Raw genomic sequence first — 19,738 nt, 5'->3', positions numbered from 1 at the left:
ATGCCGGCCCCCAGCTCCGACGGATCCGGCGCGACGTCGACGGGCTGGCGCGATCGGGTCGAGCTCGAGCGCCGGCTCGTCCACGCGGGGGGAGCCTTGTACGTCGCCCCGTACCTGCTGGGGTGGATCGACTGGACGGGGACGCGGATCCTCCTGGGTGCCGGCCTGCTCGTCGTCGCGGTTCTCGAGTTCCTGCGACTCGTGGTCGGGCGCGATCACGCGGTCTTTCGAGCCTTGACGCGTCCCTACGAGCGTGACAACGTCGCCGGCTACGCCCTGTACCAGCTGAGTATGACCGGCGTCGTGGTCTGGTTTCACCCGCCGATCGCGATCCCGACGTTGTGGATGCTGGCGCTCGGCGACCCGGTGAGCGGCGCACTCGGGACCAATGCGGCCGACGAATTCAAGCGCCCCGCGATCTGGGTCGTCACCTTCCTCGTCTGCGTCGCGGTGGCGGTCCCGATCACGGTGCCGGCCTTCGGGATCGACGTCGGCGTCCTCGCGGCGGTCGTCGGCGCGGTCGGCGCGACGATCGCCGACGGGCTTCCGCCGCTGATCCGCGGCCAGCCGGTCGACGACAACCTCACGATCCCGCTGTTCGCCGCGACGGGGATCTGGACCGTGGTCGCGGTCCTGGGTTGACCGTGGTTGCGATCCGGGACTGACCGTGGTTGCGATCCGGGACTGACCGGTCGGCCGCGTTGGTTCCGATTCGGCTCGCCTCGCCTGGTTCCGTTTCGATCATCGGACTGCCCTCCGTCCCCCGGCGAACCGACGTCCGCCAGCGCCGGACCGCGTCCCTTTATAGGTCCTTCGTCCAACGATCACCCAATGACGGTTTCCGAGACCGAACTTCCCGGCGTCGGGAAGAAACACGAGATCGACCTCGGCGACGGGGAGACGCTCGTGATCCTGACGCACAACAGCGGCCGCCGGGAGGTTTATAAACGACCGACCCCGGACGCCGACTCCGAGAAGCTCTTCGACCTCCCCGACCAGCTGGCCCGGACGGTCGGGACGATCCTGGAGGGCGCGTACTTCCAGCCCGTCGAACACGACGTCCAGGAGGCGATGCTCCCCGGCGGCGCGATGCTGGAGTGGTTCGAGGTCACCGAGGACTCACCGGTCGTCGGGAAGACGCTCGAGGAGATGGACTTCCGCGCCGAGACGGGCGCGTCGGTCGTGACGATCCAACGGGGCGAGTCGGAGGTCATCGCCAGCCCCGGCCCGGACACCGAACTCGTGGTCGGCGACACCCTCATCGTCGTCGGCGACCGCGAGAGCGTCGAGAAGCTGGGCGAACACCTCGGCCGGCCGGTCGACGAGCGGTGATCGCCGCCGTGACGGAGGCTCCCGATGGCGGCTGAGTCGCTGTTGTTCGAGGTCGGCGTGCTCTTCGCGGCGGCGGCGCTCGTGGGCGGGCTCGCGAGCCGGCTCGGCCAGTCGGTGATCCCCTTTTATATCCTTGCCGGAATGGCGCTGAGCCCGTACGTCCTCGGAAACCTCTCGATCCCCATCGTCGGCGGTTGGTACGTCCAGGAGACGGCGTTCGTCTCCCTGGGTGCGGAGCTGGGGATCGTCTTTCTGCTGTTCTTCCTCGGCCTGGAGTTCAACCTCGACCGGCTGATCGAGAGCAAGGACCGGATCGGCCGCGCGGGCACGATCGACCTCGTCGTCAACTTCGGCGCCGGGCTCGTGCTCGGCTACGTCCTGTTCGGCGCCCTCCTGCCCGCCGTCCTGGTCGCTGGGATCGTCTACATCTCCTCGTCGGCGATCATCACGAAATCCCTCATCGACCGCGGCTGGATCGCCAACGACGAGGCGGGACCGCTCCTCGGCACGCTCGTCTACGAGGACCTGTTCATCGCGGTTTATCTCGCGGTGGTCTCGGCGGTCGTCCTCGGCGGCGGCGACCTGCGCGCGGCGGCGACCTCCATCGGGATCTCGATCGGCTTCATCCTCCTGCTGCTCGCGCTCGTCGTCTACGGGAGCGCCCCCTTCGAGCGGCTGCTCGCGACCGACTCGAGCGAGTTCTTCCTGCTGCGGGCGATCGGGATCACCGTGTTCGTCGCCGGCGCGGCGCTCGCGGTGGGCGTCAGCGAGGCGGTGGCGGCCTTCTTCGTCGGGATGACCTTCTCGGCGACGAGTCACGTCGACCGGCTGGAACACCGCCTCGAGCCGATCCGGGACGCCTTCGCGGCCGTCTTCTTCTTCTGGATCGGCCTCGTGACCGACCCCTCGCTGTTCGCCGGCGTCGCCGGCCTCGTCGCGGTCGCGGTGGTCGTGACGACGCCGACGAAGTTCCTTTCCGGCTACCTCGGCGGCCGCGTCTACGACCTCGGCGTGCGCCGGTCGACCCGCGTCGGGCTGGGAATGGTCACCCGTGGGGAGTTCTCACTGATCATCGCCTCGGTCGCGATCGCCGAGGGAACCCGGCTCGCCGCCCCGATTGCGGACGAGATCTACGCGTTCACCGTCGCGTACGTGCTCTGTATGAGCGTCCTCGGAACGATGCTGATGCAGTACTCCGCCCCGTTCGAGGCGGTGCTGGTCGACCGCCTGGGCGATGGCGGACTCGGGGGTCCCGGGATCACCGACGGCGGCATTGATGCTGGTGGCGACACCGACGACTGAATTCGACGATCGTCGTGGTTCAATATCGACGGTATCGGTTACCTTTTTGGTCGCTCGCCGGAAGCGGTGAGTATGGGAATGGACGACGACGCGCGGGAGTACCACCGGAGCGAGCCGCCGGGGAAGATCGAGATCGCGACGACGAAGCCGACGAACACCCAGCGGGACCTGAGCCTCGCGTACTCGCCGGGCGTGGCGGCCCCGTGTCTGGACATCGAGGAGGAGCCCGACCGGGTCTTCGAGTACACCGCGAAGGGGAACCTCGTCGGGGTCGTCTCGAACGGCTCGGCGGTGCTCGGGCTCGGCGACATCGGTGCGAGCGCCTCCAAGCCCGTGATGGAGGGGAAGGGCGTCCTCTTCAAGCGGTTCGCCGACATCGACGTCTTCGACGTCGAGCTGGACATCACCGACCCGGACGCGTTCGTCGAGAGCGTCGCCGCGATGGAGCCGACCTTCGGCGGGATCAACCTCGAGGACATCAAGGCGCCCGAGTGCTTCGAGATCGAAAGCCGGCTCCGCGAGCGGATGGACATCCCCGTTTTTCACGACGACCAGCACGGCACCGCGATCATCTCCGGGGCCGCGCTGCTCAACGCCCTCGAGGTCACCGGCAAGGACATCGCGGACGTCGAGATCGTCTTCTCCGGGGCCGGCGCCTCGGCGATCGCGACCGCCCGCTTTTACGTCTCGCTCGGCGCCCGCAAGGAGAACATCACGATGTGTGACTCCTCGGGGATCATCACCGAGGCCCGCGCGGAGAACGGCGAGCTCAACCGGTACAAACGCGAGTTCGCGCGCGACGTTCCCGAGGGCGACCTGGCGGACGCGATGGCTGGCGCGGACGTCTTCGCCGGCCTCTCGGTCGGCGGGATCGTCTCCCAGGAGATGGTCCGGTCGATGGCGACGGACCCGATCCTCTTCGCGATGGCCAATCCGGACCCGGAGATCACCTACGACGACGCGAAGGCCGCCCGCGACGACACGGTGATCATGGCCACCGGCCGGTCGGATTACCCGAACCAGGTGAACAACGTCCTCGGGTTCCCGTTCCTGTTCCGGGGCGCCCTCGACGTTCGCGCGACCGAGATCAACGAGGAGATGAAGCGCGCGGCGGCGGAGGCGCTGGCCGAGCTCGCGCGCCAGGACGTCCCCGATGCGGTCGTGAAGGCCTACGGCGACGACCCGCTCCAGTTCGGGCCCGAGTACCTCATCCCGAAGCCGCTCGACCCCCGCGTCCTCTTCGAGGTCGCCCCGGCGGTCGCACAGGCCGCGATGGACTCCGGGGCGGCCCGGACCGCGGTCGACGCCGACGAGTACCGCGAGCGCCTCGAGGCCCGGCTCGGCAAGTCCCGGGAAATGATGCGCGTCGTGTTGAACAAGGCGAAAAGCGACCCCAAGCGCGTCGCGCTCGCGGAGGGAACCGACGAGAAGATGATCCGCGCGGCCTACCAGCTGACCGAACAGGGGATCGCCGAGCCGGTCCTGCTTGGCGACGCCGACGAGATCCGCCGAACCGCCCAGCGGCTCGGCCTCTCCTTCGAGCCGGAGATCGTCGACCCCAGCGAGCGCAGCCTCGAGCCGTACGCCGACCGGCTCCACGAGATCCGCAAGCGTAAGGGCGTCACCCGGACCGAGGCCGGCGAGCTGGTCCACCGCGACACCAACTACCTCGGCAGCGTGATGGTCGAGCGCGGCGATGCGGACGCCCTCCTCACCGGGCTCACCCACCATTACCCCTCGGCGCTGCGCCCGCCCCTGCAGGTGATCGGTTCGGCCGAGGACACCGAGCACGTCGCCGGCGTCTACCTGCTCACCTTTAAAAACCGGGTCGTGTTCTGTGCGGACACCACGGTCAACCAGAACCCCGACGAGGAGGTGCTCGCGGAGGTGACCAAACACACCGCCGAGTTGGCCCGCCGGTTCAACGTCGAGCCGCGCGCCGCGATGCTGTCCTACTCCAATTTCGGCAGCGTCGAGAACGAGGGCACTAGCAAGCCGCGGCAGGCCGTCGAGGCGCTCCACGACGACCCCGAGGTCGACTTCCCGGTCGACGGCGAGATGCAGGCGGACACCGCCGTCGTCGAGGACATCCTCGAGGACACCTACGAGTTCTCCGAGCTCGACGAGCCCGCGAACGTGCTCATCTTCCCGAACCTCGAGTCCGGCAACATCGGCTACAAGCTGCTCCAGCGCCTCGGCGGCGCCGAGGCGATCGGCCCGATGCTCGTCGGGATGGACGAGCCCGTCCACGTCCTCCAGCGCGGCGACGAGGTCAAGGACATCGTGAACCTCGCCGGCGTCGCGGTCGTCGACGCGCAGGAGTGAGTTCGTCCGGCGCGTCGTGAACCGGTCCGACGCTCGTGAGGGTGTTGCTCCCGGTCATCGATCGAACAGGTCGAACAGCCGGGCAGGCGTGTATAGCTCGACGTCCGCCCGGTCACGCGCGATCTCCCGCATCGGCTCCGTGAACCCCGAGCGGGCGAACAGCGCATAGCGGACGGTCCTGTCCTCCCCGCGCCACCGGACCTCGGGTTCGAGCGTCTCGAGTTGGGACAGCAACGAGGGGTCGACGGGGTCGCGGGTCCATTTGCACTCCCCGAGAAGCACCGTCTCGCTCGCGGGATCGAGGCCGACGACGTCGATCTCGTCCTCGCCGTACCACCATCGACCGACCCGGGAGCACGGAACGGGAAAGGCCGGTAGCAGCGCCGTCTGCTGGCAGATATCCTCGAAAGTCACGCTCGTGTGCGTCGGCATCGTCTCGGCGATCGTCTCCCGCACGGATCCGGTGTGTCCCTGTTCGAGCGTTGCCCGATTCGGCGAGACGTATCGGAACCAGAACCGAAGGAAGTCGTCGGTCAGTCGATAGACGCCGCGCCCGTCCGGATCGGTGACCGGGGTCTCCCGTTTGAGGATCGCCAACTCCGCGAGGTTCTTGAGATACCGTGAGAGGTCGCTCGCGTTCCGATCGATGACCGAGGCGATCTCGGACACCCGCGTCGCGCCGCCGGCGATCGCCTCCAGGATCGCCAGATACGTCGCCGGCTCTCGAAGCTCCTGTCGGAGGAGGAACTCCGGTTCCTCGTGGAGAAACGCCCCCTTCGAGAGGACGTGCCGTTCGACGTTCTCGAGGAGGTCACGGTCGGCCTCGAACTGTTCGAGGTACGCGGGGATCCCCCCAACCACTCCGTAGGTTTCGATCATCGTCTCTGGGCCGTACTCGGGGAAGAACTGCCTCGCGCTCGCGATCGGCAGCGGTTCGAGCCGCCACTGTCCGGTTCGCCGTCCGTACAGCGGGCTTTCGTAGCTGAGGACTCCTTCCTCCATCATCGAGATCGATGAGCCCAACAGCACGATCGAAACGTCGGTTCCGGTGAGGACGTCGTCGACCACCGTTTGGAACACCGACGGCACCGTCTCGTCCGCCTCGACGAGGTACGAGAACTCGTCGATCGCCACGACGCCCGCGCCCTCGATCCGGTCACGGAGGTATCGAAACGCGTCCGGAAACCCGTCGACGTCGGGCGGGACGTCGTCGAACCGTTCCGCACACCTGGACGCGAACCGCCGGGCGTTCGCCCGCGTTCCGCGCTGGTCACAGAGGAAGTACACCGTCCCGGCTTCGAGCTCCTCGAGGGCCGCCGTGACGAGCGTCGTCTTCCCGACGCGCCGTCGTCCGTACACGACCAGGAGTTCCCGATCGTCGCCCGCGAGACGGGTCCGCAGCCACTCGAGTTCGCGCTCCCGGTCGATCATTATGCATACGATCATATGATCTCGATCATAATAGATTCGCCGGTCCGATCCGACCGGCCTCCACCGTGGGCCCGTCATCGGATATGCCGATCCTGCGGTCCGAAACCACTCGAGAAATCCACTGGTGGGTATATACGTTGAATCGGGGAACATTCTTATTTCTACCCACCATACGTTCGCAGATGTCCGATGCGACGCTCGATGACCGGGGCCGCCTGACGCTACCGAAGGAGGTGCGAGAGCGGTACGGGGACCGCTACCACATCGTCCAGGTTCACGACGGAATCAAGTTAATCCCGGTCGCCGAAAATCCGCTTGACGCGCTCCGAGACGAGTTCTCGGACGTGGACAAGACGGCTGAGGAACTTCGTGAGGAAGCACGAGAGGCGGCGATGGACGAGGCCGGACGCAGAAACCGATTTTCTCCTCGCACTCATCAAAGACGAAGACTGGCTCGGTGAGGCTGCTGAGGCGGTGTACCGAAACCATCGCGACGAACTGTGGACGTCACAGTTCACGCTCATCGAACTGCTCTTGGTCGCGTATCGGGAAGACAGAGACAGTGAACGAGTCGTCACCAACGCTGCCAATCTCGTCGAGGTACGTGGGGACGTCGATACGGTCGTCGCGGCGGCAACGTACGTCGCGGACCACGGGTTTGCGCCCTTCGACGCACTGCATCTCGTCGAAGCGAACGGCGACACCATCGTCTCCAGCGACGGCGCGTACGACGGTGTGACGTCTCGTCTTGATCTGACGGCGGTCGACGAGGAGTGACGCTCCGAAACCACTAACCCCGCTTCCCGCCTTCACTCGACAATGAGCGACTGGACGGAGACGTACCGCCCGACGAGCCTCTCGGAGGTGCGCGGCAACGACAAGGCGGTCTCGAAGCTGGCCGAGTGGGCCGACACGTGGGACGACCACCGCGAGGCCGTCATCGTCCACGGCAGCCCCGGGATCGGCAAGACGAGCGCGGCCCACGCGCTGGCGGCCGACCGCGGGTGGGAGACCGTCGAGCTCAACGCCTCCGACAAGCGGACCGGCGACGTGATCGAGCGCTTCGCGGGCCGGGCGGCCAAGAACGCCACCCTGGGCGGCAGCGCGGCCGGCGGCGGGGCGGCCGGCCGCGACACCGCCAGCCGCCAGCTCGTGATCGTCGACGAGGCCGACAACATCCACGGCAACTACGACCGCGGCGGTGCCTCCGCCATCACCGACCTCGTGAAGGAGTCGGGACAGCCGATCGTCCTCATCGCGAACGACTACTACGAGATGTCCCGCGGGCTCCGGAACGCCTGTCGGGAGATCGAGTTTCGGGACGTCTCCGCGCGGTCGATCGTTCCCGTCCTGCGCGACGTCTGCCGGCGGGAGGACGTCGCCTTCGAGTCCGACGCGCTCGAGCGGATCGCCGAGCGCAACGCCGGCGACCTCCGCGGCGCCGTCAACGACCTCCAGGCGATCGCCGAGGGACGCGACCGGATCGAGCTCGCGGACGTGGTCACCGGCGACCGCGACCGGTCGATGGGGATCTTCCCGTTCCTCGACGCCGTCCTGAAGGAGGAGGGCGCCAGGGACGCGCTCGAGTCGGCCTACGCCGTCGACGAGACGCCCGACGACCTCACGAAATGGATCGAGGGCAACCTGTTGAAGGTCTACGACGCCGAGGAGGCCACGCGCGCGTACGACTTCCTCGCGAACGCCGACGTCTGGCTGGGCCGCGTTCGCGCCACCCAGGACTACTCCTACTGGCGGTACGTCACCGACAACGCGGCCGCCGGGACTGCCGCCGCCCGCGACGGCACCGCCGGCGGCTGGACGCGCTGGGGGCGCCCGCAGTTCTGGCCCGCCTCGGACGCGACGGCGGACGCGGTCGTCCAGCGGATCGCCGCCGCCGAGGGCTGCAGCATGGCGACCGCCCGGCGGGAGATCCTGCCGTTTCTCGCCGCAATGACCCACCACTGCTCGCCCCGCGAGCTGACCGTCGGGATGGCGGCCGCCTACGACCTCGACGCCTCGGAGGTGGCCTTCGTCACCGGCTCCGGCGAGTCGACGAACAAGGTGGCCGGGATCGTCGAGGACGCGCAGGGCCGCCGCGAGGAGCTGCTCGAGGAGCACGCCGCCGGCGCCTTCGCCGGCGTTCCGGACCGGAACGCGGCGACGGACGACGGGGATGTCGAAGCCGACGGGACCGACGAAGACGCCGCCACCGGCTCGGGGGATGCTGCCGCGTCGGACGGCGACTCCGCTTCCGCGGGATCGACCGACTCAGGAGCCACCGCGGTCGAAACCGCCTCCGATGACGCCTCCACGGGCACACCGGAGGATGACGGTGACGACGACCAGCTCGGGCTCGGCGACTTCGCTTGACCCGCCCGGATCGAGCGGCGTCGGTCCCTGCTCCCGGTCCGAATCGACCGACGATGGCCCGCGCTATCGTCCCGGCTCGTCCGCGAACCGCGACGACGCGAGCGCCTCGTGGCGGGGCGTCGTCTCGCCGTCGACGAGCCGCCGGGCTAGGAGGTCGCCGACCGCCGGCGCGAGTTGGATCCCCGCCCCGGTGACCGCAAGCGAGAGTCCCCCGACCGGCGTTGGGCCGACTATCGGCGCACCGTCGGGCGTTTTCGTCCCGATCCCGACCCACTCGTTCGCCAGCGTCGCGTCCGCAAGCTGCGGCACCAGCCGCTCCGCCCACCGGAGCGCGGTTCGTCGCTCGGACTCTCGGGGCACGTTCGAGACCGCCGACGGATCCCGGAGCGTGTCGCCGTCCCTCCCGCTTTCGTCGGCTTTCCGGTCGCCGTCACGCCGCGGCGTGTACGTCACCAGGATCCGGTCCCGTCGTTTCGGGTGGATGCCGACCGACGACTCGTGGGACTTGATCATCGGGAGCGTGTACGGGAGGGGTCGGTCGAGATCCAGCTCGAACACCGGCGAGCGGACGTGCTCGACCGGAACCTCGACCCCCGCGGTCGCGGCGAGTCTCGGATTCCACGGCCCCGCGGCACAGATCACGTTCCGCGTCTCGACGGCGGTCGCGTTCGGTTCCGCCTCCGACCTCGCGCTCGATCCCGCATCGGCAGTCGCGGTCGCCTCCGTGCGTCCGGTCGGCCGCGTCTCGATCCCGACCACGCGTCCCCCCGCGGTGCGGATCTCCGTCACCTCGGTCTCGGATTCGACCGTGACGCCGTTCCGTTGCGCCCGCTCGAGCAACTCGCGGGCCAGCTCTCCGGCACCCAGCGTGTCGCCGTCGCCGCTGATATATCCGTATTCGGGTCGGTACAGTGCCCCCTCGAGTTCCTCGGCGTTCACCGGCGGGACGAGCAGCCGTCCGCGGATCTCCTCGCCCGGGACGAACGCCGCGGTGCCGTGGGCGAGCGTCGCCGCGTCGATTCCCCCGACCGGCGTCGACTCGGGCGCGTCCCCGTCCGTCCGCTCTGCCGCCTCCTCCACCAGCCGCGAGAAGCCCGCGGCGACGTCCGGATCGGTGGTCACCCTGAGCCGCCCCGCACCCCGATATCGCGGGGCCGCAGTCGGATCCTCGAGGAGGTCGTTGTACAGCCGGATCCCGTACGTGCGCAGCTCGTGGAGCGTCTTCGGTCCCGAGACGCCGATCATCGCGGTCGACTTGCGCGTCGTCTCCCCGCCCGGCTCGCCGCGATCGTAGACGGTGATCGGCTCGTCGGTCCGCTCGCTCAGATGGTAGGCGACGCTCGCGCCGACGATCCCCCCGCCGACGACCGCGAACGCCGGTTCGTCGGCGTCGCTCGCTCCCGGCTCGCTCCCGGCGGCATCGTGGCCGCTGTCGGCCGTCTCGCGGTCGGTTCCGGTCATCGGCGTTCAGGCTCTGTCATCGGCGTTCGGATTCGATTCGGTCATCGGCGTTCGGCTCCGGTCATCGGCGTTCGGCTCCGGTCATCGCCGGTCACTCACTCCGGGAGGCGGCGCCGCCGACCGACTCGGGTTCCGATTCGGGCGGTCGGTCGGCCCCGACGAGCGTCCATCCCGCAGCGGTCGTGGCGACCACGACGACCGCCAACAGGATCCGATTGACGCCCTCCCAGAATCCGGGATAGATCACGAGGTCGCGTCCCAACAGGAGCGTCACGAACAGCGCGGCGAGCCCGACGCCGGCGAGGGTCCGCACGCGCCGGGCGGTTCGGTCGGGGATCGCCGCCGTCGGCGTCCGGAGGACCAGCGCGAGCACCCCGAGATAGCCCACGACCGAACACAGGTAGAACGCGGCCTGCGCGCCCGGCGAGTAGGTCACGAGCGGCACCGCCCGCGAGAAGAGCGCGCCGAAGAGAACGCCGCCGAGGCCGATGCCGGCCGCGATCCGGAGCGTTCGCGGGCCGGTCGACGCCGCCCCGCCGCCATCTCCGCCGGTCCCCTCGTCGGACCGCCCGAGCAGCACCACCCCGAGCAGGGTCACGATCAGCAGCGCGACGATCAGGTGGGCGGCGTGCGTGGAGACGGTGTATCCGCCCGGCACAAGTCCGCCGATCGTCACCGTGATCGCGCCGACGACGATCTGGATGGGGAGGATCACCACGGCGAGCGTGGCCGCGATCCGGGTTCGCCGCGAGCGGCTTCCGGCCCACGACCACCCCGCCAGGCCGATGATCAGGAAGCCGGTGATCATCGCCCACACGCGGTGGAACCATTCGATGAAGTCCGGGTTGATCGTCAACGTCGGGATCAACTGGTCGGAACACAGCGGCCACTGGGCCTGACAGGCGAGCCCGGACCCGGTGCCGGAGGTGTAGACGCCGAGCGCGACCAGCACGGTCGTCATCGCCGTCGTCACGGCGGCGTAGCGTCCGAACGTGAGCCAGGACGGCCGGTAACTCATACCCGAGAGTCGGGCACGAGCGTACTTAGGCGGTTCGACGCTCCCACGCGTTCGGGAACGCTCCCGAACGTGGTTCGGTCGGCTCGAAGCGATGGCGTCGCGGTCAGCCGGTTACTGGAAGCCGATGCGGCCGCTGCCGCCCCGGTCGCCGATCGCCTGCTGGCCGCCGCCGGTGAACTGCTGTTCGACGTCCTCGTAGTAGGCCATGATGTCGTCGGTGATCGTCGGCCGGACCGACTCCATCGCGCGCCGGAAGTGTTTCATCTCGACCTCCGTGGCCTCGTCGTCGTCGCGCAGCGCCTCGATCGCCGCCTCGCGGGCGATCCCCTCGAGGTCGGAGCCGACGTAGCCGTCGGTGATCTCGGCGACCTCGCGGAGGCTGACGTCCGGGGCCAGCGGGGTGTCGGCCGTGTGGATCCGGAGGATCTGCTCGCGGCCCTCCTCGTCGGGCTGGCCGACCATCACGAGCCGGTCGAAGCGGCCGGACCGCAGCAGGGCCGTGTCGATCATGTCCGGCCGGTTGGTCGCGCCGATCACCATCACGTTCTCCATCTCCTCGAGCCCGTCGAGCTCGGTGAGCAGCTGGTTGACGACGCGCTCGGAGACGTTGTTGCCCATCTCCTGGCCCCGCGAGGGCGCAAGCGAGTCGAGCTCGTCGAAGAAGACGATCGTCGGCGAGACCTGCCGGGCCTTCCGGAAGGTCTGGCGGATCGCCTTCTCGGACTCGCCGACCCACTTCGAGAGCAGCTGCGGGCCCCGCACCGAGATGAAGTTCGCGTTCGTCTCGTTGGCGACGGCCTTCGCCATCAGCGTCTTGCCGGTGCCGGGCGGGCCGTACAGCAGGACGCCCTTGGGCGCCTCCACGCCCATCCGGTCGAACTTCTCGGGCGAGGAGAGCGGCCACTCGACCGCCTCCTCGATCTGCTGTTTGGCGTCCTCGAGTCCGCCGACGTGGTCCCAGGAGATCTTCGGCAGCTCCACGAGCACCTCCCGCATCGCCGAGGGTTCGACCTCGTTGAGCGCGCCGGAGAAGTCCTCGCGTTTGACGATCATCCGGTCGATGAGGCTCGGCGGAACCTCCTCCTCGTCGAGGTCGATCTCGGGGAGGTACCGCCGCAGCGCCTTCATCGCGGCCTCCTTGGTGAGGCTCTCGATGTCGGCGCCGACGAAGCCGTGGGTGTCGTCGGCCAGCCCGGCCAGGTCGACGTCGTCGGACAGCGGCATCCCCCGGGTGTGGATCTGGAGGATCTCCTTGCGGCCGACCTCGTCCGGCACGCCGATCTCGATCTCGCGGTCGAATCGGCCGGGACGGCGGAGCGCGGGGTCGACCGAGTCGACGCGGTTGGTCGCGGCGATGACGATCACCTGGCCGCGCGTCTCTAGCCCGTCCATCATCGTGAGCAGCTGCGCGACGACCCGCCGCTCGACCTCGCCGGTGACGTCCTCGCGTTTGGGCGCGATCGAGTCCAGCTCGTCGATGAAGACGATCGAGGGCGACTCCTCCTTGGCGTCCTCGAAGATCTCCCGGAGCTGCTGTTCCGACTCGCCGTAGTACTTCGAGATGATCTCCGGGCCCGCGATGGAGAAGAAGCTCGCCGACGTCTCGTTGGCGACGGCCTTCGCCAGCAGCGTCTTGCCGGTGCCGGGCGGGCCGTGCAGCAGGACGCCCTGGGGCGGCTCGATGCCCAGCTTCTTGAATATCTGCGGGTGTTTCATCGGGAGCTCGACCATCTCCCGGACGCGCTGGATCTCGTTTTGCAGGCCGCCGATGTCCTCGTAGGTGATGCCGCCGCCGGCCTTCTCGAACCCGGAGATCGGCTCCTCGCGCAGCTCGACCTCCGTGTCCTCGGTGATCAGGCAGACGCCTTCCGGCTCAGTCTCGACCGCGATGAGCGGGATCGCCTGCCCGGGCGAGCGCATGAACGGGTGGTTCGTCGAGCTCATCACGGGGACGATGTCGCGCTCGACGACCGGCCGCTTGAGGATCTGGCGTTTGACCATCCCGGCCGCGTCGGAGCCGAACTGCACCGACGCCTCCTCGGGCGGCGCAAGCACCAGCTTGTCGGCCTTCTCGGCCTCGGCCTTCCGGATGGTGACGCGCTCGCCGATGCCGACGTCGGCGTTCTGTCGGGTGAACCCGTCGATCCGGACGGTGTCGGTGTTCCAGTCCTGGCGGTCGGCACGCCACACCTTCGCGGCGGTCGTCTCGCCGCCGTCGATCTCGATGATGTCGCCGGGAGAGAGCTTCAGGTGCAACAGCGTGTCGGGGTCGAGCCTGGCGATGCCGCGACCCGAGTCGTTCGGGTACGCCTTCGCCACTTCGAGTTGAACTTCGTTCATGATTGACTCGCGGGGGGTATCGATGATTCCTCGCGGTTCGGGGTTAAGCCTGTTGCTCCCGCCGATCGCGACGTTCCGTCCGGCGATCCGACGGTCACACGATCCCGTTCGTGTGTCATCATATCCCACGGTATGTGGAGGGGGTACAAAACCCCGTCGCCTCCGTGCCTTTTTTCCGTTCCCGATCGCATCGTGTCGCCGACTACTCGGACAACGGAATCGTCGTCCCCCTGCCGACGAGCGCGAGGCTCTTTAGGCGGCGCGGCCGTCGATTCGGTATGGACACGCTCGCGTTCGACGGCCGAACCGGCGCGGCCGGCGACATGATCTGTGCCGCCCTGATCGCGGCCGGCGCCGACCCGGCCGTCCTCGAGCCGGTGGAGGCGGCGCTTCCCGTGCGGTTCGCGGTCGGCGAGACGACGATGAACGGGATCCGGGCGACGACCGTCGACGTGCTGCTGACGGATGAGGGAGGAGACGCTGACGGCGACGGCGAGGATGCAACCGACCATAGTCACTCGGATGTCCACGCACACGGCCACGACCACGCACACGGCCACGACCACGCACACGGTCACGACCACGCACACGGCCACGACCACGCACACGACCATCCACGCTCCGAGCACTCCGAGGACTCCCCCGATCACCGCGACGAACACGCCGAGGGTGCGGGCGTCCATCGAACGTATCCGGAGGTCGTCGACCTCGTCGAGTCGATGGGGCTTCCCGCGGCCGTCGAGGCGAACGCGCTGGCGGCCTTCGAGCTGCTCGGCGAGGCCGAGGCGGCCGTCCACGGGACCGACCTCGCGGAGACGCACTTCCACGAGGTCGGCGCGGACGACGCGGTCGCGGACGTGGTCGGCGCGTGTCTCCTGTTGGCCGACCTCGGGGTCGACCGGGTTCTCACCAGTCCGATCGCGGCCGGCGGCGGCGAGGTTCGGATGAGCCACGGCGTCTACCCGGTTCCGGTCCCGGCGGTCGTCGAGGTCGCCCAGCGTGCCGGCCTCGCGCTCGTCGGCGGCCCCGTCGACGCGGAGCTGGTGACGCCCACCGGCGCTGCGATCCTCGGTGCGGTCGCCGAGCCCGTCGATTCCCTGCCGGCCCTGTCGGTTGCGGCCGCGGGCTACGGCGCCGGAACCGCCTCGTTCCCGGATCATCCGAACGTGCTCCGCGCGATCGGCGGAACGGCGGTCGAGGACGCCGACGATCATGGAAGTCACGAGACGCACCCGCAGCACGGCCCCCACGCACGTCACGACGCGGACGCCGACCGCTCCGCATCCGGACACGGCTCCGGGTTGACCCACGACGAGGTCACGGTCCTCGAGACGACCCTCGACGACGCGCCGCCGGAGGTCCTCGGCGGGCTCCAGGAGACGCTCACGGCCGCCGGCGCGCGGGACGTCACGATCGTCCCCACGACGATGAAGAAGTCCCGCCCCGGCCACCTCGTCACGGTCATCTGCAAGCCCGGCGACGCCGACGCGGTCGCCGAACGGCTCGCCCGCGAGACCGGGACCCTGGGGATCCGCGAGACCGCCGCCACCCACCGGTGGATCGCCGACCGGTCGTTCCGGTCGGTCACGATCGAGGTCGACGGGACGGCCCACGAGGTGACCGTCAAGCTCGGCGCCACCGCCGACGGCGACGTCTACGACGTCAGCGCCGAGTACGACGACGCGGCCGCCGTCGCCGCCGACGCCGGCCTCCCGATACGCGAGGTGATGCGCCGCGCGGAGGCCGCCGCTCGTGACGTGAGTGGCGAAGCGGAGACGGACTCCGATCGGGCCGAGTGACCGACCCGCGACGCACCGGCCTCATCTGGCTACTTATAAGTGGGTGTTTGACTGTTTATAAGAGGACGCCGGCTTACGACGGTCGCCGATCGAGTCCATTCGGCGCTCACGACCTGTTCGCGCCGTGGATGCGGGAGACGGGATTTGAACGACGTCCGGACGTGCTCGCGTCGCTGCGCGCGACCGGCCTCGTTCAAACCCCCGCCGAGACGTGCCGCTCACGACCTGTTCGCGCCGTGGATGCGGGAGAAGGGATTTGAACCCCGGGAAGACGATCGCCTCGCTCCGCTCGGCGCTGCGACTTCCCTCGTTCAAATCCTTCAGCTACCCACGGCGCTCGCGCCGCTGCTCGCGCCGTGGATGCGGGAGAAGGGATTTGAACCCTCGAACCCCTACGGGAGCGGATCTTAAGTCCGCCGCTTTTGGCCAGGCTCAGCCACCCCCGCGCGTCCTGCGGCTTTCCCGGGCGGGCACAAACCACTTTCGGTGGCCTCCCGTCCCGTGATCGGCGGCCCCGACGTCCCTCGATTTGGATGTTCGGCCCGTTCCTCGACTGCCCACGATCGATATATTTGATTGATCAGTTTATCCGTCATTTAAACCAATATATAAATGGTATTTCCGCTGATAGACTAATGTCTTATAGGTATATCAGGGTTGGAGTTATTGTTCCGGAATCACTCCTCTGGTTGAACGGCTTTCAATGTCCTCGAACACGCTCACGCCGGACCAGACCGAGATCCTCGCCGCGGTCGTCGACCTGATCGCCACGCGCGAGGACGCGGTACGCACGGACGAGATCGCCGAACGGGTCGATCGGAACCCGTACACGATCCGCACGGAGATGCAGCAGCTGACCGCGCTCCAGTTGCTCGACGGGATCCCCGGACCGCGGGGCGGCTACAAGCCGACCGTCGAGGCCTATCGTACCCTCGATACGCGAGGGCTCGAGAAGGTCGCCGTCGTTCCGGTCGACCACGAGGGGATCGCGACCGAGGCCGTGGTGGAATCGATCGACTTTCGTTCGGTCAACGCTCCCGACCGGTGCCGGGCGACCGTCACCGTCCGGACCGGGATGCCCTCGCCGTCTCCCGGGGACGAGATCTCCATCGGGCCGACGCCGAACGCCGGACTGACCCTCTCGGGAACGGTCGAATCGGTCGAATCAGTCGAGCCCGACGACTCGGCTGCGGCGTTCGTCCTCGACGTCGACGAGATGGCGACCGTGTCCGTCGAGGAGCGCGAACCGGCGACGAGCTCGACCGAGCCGAATCACGCCGCGACGGTCGACTCGACCGCGGATTGAGCGTCGACCTGCCGCGTCACCAAGCGATTCGGCGTGTCACCAATCGACCGAGAGCGTGCCGTCGCCGTGCGGATCCGGCGCGATCTCCTCGTCGGTCCGGCGGTCGACCACGTGGATGATGCCGTCACCCTTCTTGGCGGGACACAGCCGCGCCGCCTCGACGTTCTCGGCGAGTTCGTCCTCGCCGATGTAGTAGGACCGGGGCTTGGCGAGCCCGGTTCCGATGTCCATCTCCCAGTTGTCGGCCGCCTCCGCGCACCGGCCCGCGCCGAAACACTTGTTCGCCTCGAAGACGATCTTGTACGGCTTCTCCTCGACCGGCGGCCCCTCGCCGCCGATGTCGCTCGGGCGAACGACGTCCTCGCGCTCCTCGCTCATGGGCGTGGATCGGGGACCGACCGCCTTTCGTCTATCGGTCCGGTCTCACCGCCGTCCGCGCGACGGACGTCCAGTCGACGCTCGGCGACACGCTTACGCCGCAGCCGGAACTAGCGCCGCCAGTGATCGTCGTCGCGACCGACGACTTCCGGCTATACCAGACCGTCCTCGCGGAGCTGCGCGACCGCGGCGTCACCTTCACCACGATCGAGCCGGGGCCGGCGGTCGACGACCGGCTCCCCGACCGCGCGTCGGTCGTGATCGCGACGCCCGAGGACCGGGTCGACCTCGGCGGCCGCGACGACGTCGCGTTCGTCACCGCCGACCCCGAGGACCCCCGCGCCGCGGTCGACGAGGCGCTGGCCGCGCTTCGCGGCGGTGGCGGCCGGACCGTGGTCGGCGTCGACCCGGGTCCCTCGCCCGGGATCGCCGTCCTCGTCGGGGGAACGGTCGTGGCCGTCTTCCAGGTGCCGCTGTCCGAGGCGGTCGACACGATCGTCTCAGAGACCGACGGCGAGCCCGATCCCCTTGTGCGCGTCGGCGACGGCGACCGGCTGAAGGGCGCCCGGATCATCAACGACCTGCCCGACGATCTCGCGGTCGAGCTCGTCGACGAGACGGGCACCACGCCGTACCTCGGCACCGGCGCACGTGGGATGGGCGACGTGCTCGCCGCGGTCAACGTCGCCCGGATCGAGGGGGATCCGACGGCACAACGGGAGATCGAACCCACGGCCGGCGAGCTCCAGCGGATCAAGGACGAATCCCGGCGGCGGTCGGCCGGCGGCCGTACCATCGACGAGACCCTCGCGCGCCGGGTCGCGGCGGGCGAGCTCACGATCGACGAGGCGATCGACGAGCACCGCGCCGACGACTCGGAGTAGGTCGCGGGGTCGCGTTCGGCGGGGTCACCGTTCCTCGTGGCCGAAGCCGTCCGTCGTGACGAAGCCGTGGCTCGTGGCCGAAGCCGTCCGTCGTGACGAAGCCGTGGCTCGTGACCGAAGCCGTCCGTCGTGACGAAGCCGTGGCTCGTGACCGAAGCCGTCCGTCGTGACGAAGCCGTCGCTCGTCGGTCGTGAAAACGAAAGGGGAGCGCCCGTGCCGAAACGGCACGGGCGTGCCGCCCTAAATAGGTCCCCGCTGACGCTTCGGCCCTCCAAGCGAAGCGTCACGTGAATCCAATGGCTGCGGGAACTTAAGCGTGCCGGGGGCGGCAGCAATTCCCTGTCCCCTCGGTCAGTCGGACCGGGGCGGCGACGCCGATCGGCGCTTCGCGGGATGGTCGGATCGGAGGTGTGGATTTCCGGCCCCTCGGAGCCGCTCGCGGAGGGTCCCGTGACCGCCATCGCTTCCATCGGCGTCCGAGACGAGTCCGCGCTCCCGGAGTTCCGGGACGACCAGGTCGACGAAGTCCTGCAGCGAGTCCGGACGGACGACTTCCTTGACGTTGAAGCCGTGGACGCCGACCTCCTCGTGCCAGTAGGCCAGCTCGTCGGCGATCTCGTCGGGGGTGCCGACGATCGTCGGGGAGGTGGTCCCGAGCCCGCAGAACTCCGCGACCTCCCGGACCGTCCAGTCGTGGTCGGGCTGGGACTTCGTGAACGCGTTCATCGTCCCCTGGATCGCGTCCGTCTCGATGTGTTCGACCTTCTGGTCGGGATCGAGCTCGGACAGATCCATGTCGAGGAAGCCGGACAGCAGCGCGAGCGTCGCCTCGACGTCGACGTGGTCGCGGTACGCCTCGTGTTTCGCCTCGGCGATGGCCTCGGTCTCGCCGACGATCGGGACGACGCCGATGAAGAAGCGCAGGCTCTCGGGGTCGCGGCCGTGGTCGGCGGCGCGCTCCTTCACGTCGGCCATGTACTCCCGGATCCCCTCCTCGGTGGGCTGGCTCGCGAAGACGGCCTCCGCGTTCGCGGCCGCGAACTCCCGACCGCGGTCGGAGGAGCCGGCCTGGTAGATGACCGGCGTGCGCTGCGGCGAGGGTTCGCAGCCGTGCGGACCGGGCACCGAGAAGTGCTCGCCCTCGTGGTCGATCGCGTGGACCTTTCCGGGGTCGGTGTACCGGCGCGCCTCGCGGTCGATCTCGACGGCGTCGTCCTCCCAGGAGTCCTCCCACAGGGCATAACAGACGTCGAGGAACTCGTCGGCACGGTCGTAGCGCGTCCCCTTGTCCATCCGCTCGTCGAGCCCGAGGTTCTCGGCGGCCGACTCCAGATAGGAGGTCACGACGTTCAACGCGACGCGGCCGTCGGTGAGGTGATCGAGCGTGCTGAACTCCCGGGCGAGTTGGTAGGGGTGAGTGTAGGTCGTCGACCGGGTGATCGCGAACCCGAGATCGTCGGTGACCTCGGCCATCGCCGGCACGACGAGCTGCGGGTCGTTGGCCGGCGTCTGGACCGCCTTGTGGACTGCGGTCTCGCGGTCGTCGCCGTAGACGTCGTAGACGCCACGGACGTCGGCGAAGAAGACCGCGTCGAAGCCGCCGCGCTCGGCGGTTCGCGCGACCTCGGTCCAGTACTCCCTGTCGGTGTAGCGGTGTGACTGGTCGCCCGGATAGGTCCACGATCCCGGGGAGACGTGCTCCACCGAGTTCATCGTGAAGAGGTTGAGATGGATCCCGTCGGACATACCTCCCTTTACCATCCCGACGCGTAATAGCCCGCAGATAGTGGC

At 68.8% G+C, this 19,738-nt stretch carries 16 protein-coding genes and 1 tRNA gene; 10 read left to right on the top strand and 7 right to left on the bottom strand.

All coding sequences use genetic code 11. The features are described from left to right. From CPZ00_RS06660 to CPZ00_RS06645, 4 genes are all read left to right on the top strand, one after another. Positions 1-642, top strand: coding sequence for a diacylglycerol/polyprenol kinase family protein (locus tag CPZ00_RS06660; RefSeq protein WP_096390185.1), 642 nt, complete (start codon positions 1-3; stop codon positions 640-642). Between the two features lie 189 nt (positions 643-831). After that, a complete protein-coding gene (locus CPZ00_RS06655; RefSeq protein ID WP_096390184.1) occupies positions 832-1,332 on the top strand; it encodes a cation:proton antiporter regulatory subunit in 501 nt (166 codons plus the stop codon). A gap of 24 nt (positions 1,333-1,356) precedes the next feature. Next, positions 1,357-2,634, top strand: a complete 1,278-nt coding sequence (locus CPZ00_RS06650; RefSeq protein WP_096390183.1) for a cation:proton antiporter — start codon at positions 1,357-1,359, stop codon at positions 2,632-2,634. 72 nt (positions 2,635-2,706) lie between these two features. After that, positions 2,707-4,959, top strand: a complete 2,253-nt coding sequence (locus CPZ00_RS06645; RefSeq protein ID WP_096390182.1) for an NADP-dependent malic enzyme — start codon at positions 2,707-2,709, stop codon at positions 4,957-4,959. 54 nt (positions 4,960-5,013) lie between these two features. Here CPZ00_RS06645 and CPZ00_RS06640 read toward each other — a convergent pair whose 3' ends face one another. Then, positions 5,014-6,390, bottom strand: a complete 1,377-nt coding sequence (locus tag CPZ00_RS06640) for an ATP-binding protein (RefSeq protein ID WP_096390181.1) — start codon at positions 6,388-6,390, stop codon at positions 5,014-5,016. A 182-nt stretch (positions 6,391-6,572) separates the two neighbouring features. On the opposite strand from CPZ00_RS06640, the gene CPZ00_RS06635 reads away from it, so the two are divergent. The 3 genes from CPZ00_RS06635 to CPZ00_RS06625 are packed head-to-tail and all read left to right on the top strand — an operon-like array spanning position 6,573 to position 8,760. Then, positions 6,573-6,851 (top strand): AbrB/MazE/SpoVT family DNA-binding domain-containing protein, encoded by a 279-nt coding sequence (locus CPZ00_RS06635; RefSeq protein WP_096391624.1) that lies wholly within the window; start codon positions 6,573-6,575, stop codon positions 6,849-6,851. Then, entirely contained in the window at positions 6,760-7,167 is a 408-nt protein-coding gene (locus CPZ00_RS06630) for a PIN domain-containing protein (RefSeq protein WP_096390180.1), read from the top strand. The genes CPZ00_RS06635 and CPZ00_RS06630 overlap by 92 nt, the downstream gene beginning before the upstream one ends. 42 nt (positions 7,168-7,209) lie before the next feature. Further along, positions 7,210-8,760, top strand: a complete 1,551-nt coding sequence (locus CPZ00_RS06625; protein ID WP_096390179.1) for a replication factor C large subunit — start codon at positions 7,210-7,212, stop codon at positions 8,758-8,760. Between the two features lie 63 nt (positions 8,761-8,823). On the opposite strand, the gene CPZ00_RS06620 is transcribed toward CPZ00_RS06625, so the two are convergent. From CPZ00_RS06620 to CPZ00_RS06610, 3 genes are all read right to left on the bottom strand, one after another. Further along, positions 8,824-10,221, bottom strand: coding sequence for an NAD(P)/FAD-dependent oxidoreductase (locus CPZ00_RS06620; protein ID WP_096390178.1), 1,398 nt, complete (start codon positions 10,219-10,221; stop codon positions 8,824-8,826). A gap of 91 nt (positions 10,222-10,312) precedes the next feature. Next, positions 10,313-11,239 (bottom strand): COX15/CtaA family protein, encoded by a 927-nt coding sequence (locus CPZ00_RS06615; RefSeq protein ID WP_394338430.1) that lies wholly within the window; start codon positions 11,237-11,239, stop codon positions 10,313-10,315. A gap of 111 nt (positions 11,240-11,350) precedes the next feature. After that, the gene (locus tag CPZ00_RS06610) at positions 11,351-13,579 is read right to left on the bottom strand and encodes a CDC48 family AAA ATPase (RefSeq protein ID WP_096390177.1); all 2,229 of its coding nucleotides are present in this window, start codon (positions 13,577-13,579) and stop codon (positions 11,351-11,353) included. Between the two features lie 278 nt (positions 13,580-13,857). Here CPZ00_RS06610 and larC point away from each other — a divergent pair, with 278 nt between their 5' ends. After that, on the top strand, positions 13,858-15,378 hold the full coding sequence (gene larC / locus CPZ00_RS06605; protein ID WP_096390176.1) for a nickel pincer cofactor biosynthesis protein LarC: 1,521 nt from the start codon (positions 13,858-13,860) through the stop codon (positions 15,376-15,378). Positions 15,379-15,739: 361 nt separating this feature from the next. Here larC and CPZ00_RS06600 read toward each other — a convergent pair. Then, a tRNA-Leu gene (locus CPZ00_RS06600) sits at positions 15,740-15,824 on the bottom strand. A gap of 257 nt (positions 15,825-16,081) precedes the next feature. Here CPZ00_RS06600 and CPZ00_RS06595 point away from each other — a divergent pair. Then, the gene (locus CPZ00_RS06595; protein ID WP_096390175.1) at positions 16,082-16,684 is read left to right on the top strand and encodes an Rrf2 family transcriptional regulator; all 603 of its coding nucleotides are present in this window, start codon (positions 16,082-16,084) and stop codon (positions 16,682-16,684) included. A 36-nt stretch (positions 16,685-16,720) separates the two neighbouring features. On the opposite strand, the gene CPZ00_RS06590 is transcribed toward CPZ00_RS06595, so the two are convergent. Further along, positions 16,721-17,062, bottom strand: a complete 342-nt coding sequence (locus CPZ00_RS06590) for a ferredoxin (RefSeq protein ID WP_096390174.1) — start codon at positions 17,060-17,062, stop codon at positions 16,721-16,723. 122 nt (positions 17,063-17,184) lie between these two features. Here CPZ00_RS06590 and CPZ00_RS06585 point away from each other — a divergent pair, with 122 nt between their 5' ends. After that, positions 17,185-17,946: a hypothetical protein gene (locus CPZ00_RS06585; protein ID WP_096390173.1), complete on the top strand. Its 762-nt coding sequence runs from the start codon at positions 17,185-17,187 to the stop codon at positions 17,944-17,946. A gap of 352 nt (positions 17,947-18,298) precedes the next feature. On the opposite strand, the gene CPZ00_RS06580 is transcribed toward CPZ00_RS06585, so the two are convergent. Beyond that, a complete protein-coding gene (locus CPZ00_RS06580) occupies positions 18,299-19,693 on the bottom strand; it encodes an LLM class flavin-dependent oxidoreductase (RefSeq protein ID WP_096390172.1) in 1,395 nt (464 codons plus the stop codon). Positions 19,694-19,738 lie beyond the last annotated feature (45 nt).

Origin of the sequence: Halopenitus persicus, assembly GCF_002355635.1 — an archaeon.
In the GTDB taxonomy this organism is placed as follows: domain Archaea; phylum Halobacteriota; class Halobacteria; order Halobacteriales; family Haloferacaceae; genus Halopenitus; species Halopenitus persicus_A.
Note: the sequence above shows the minus strand (reverse complement) of the source record. Positions and strands in the feature narration are given on the sequence as shown.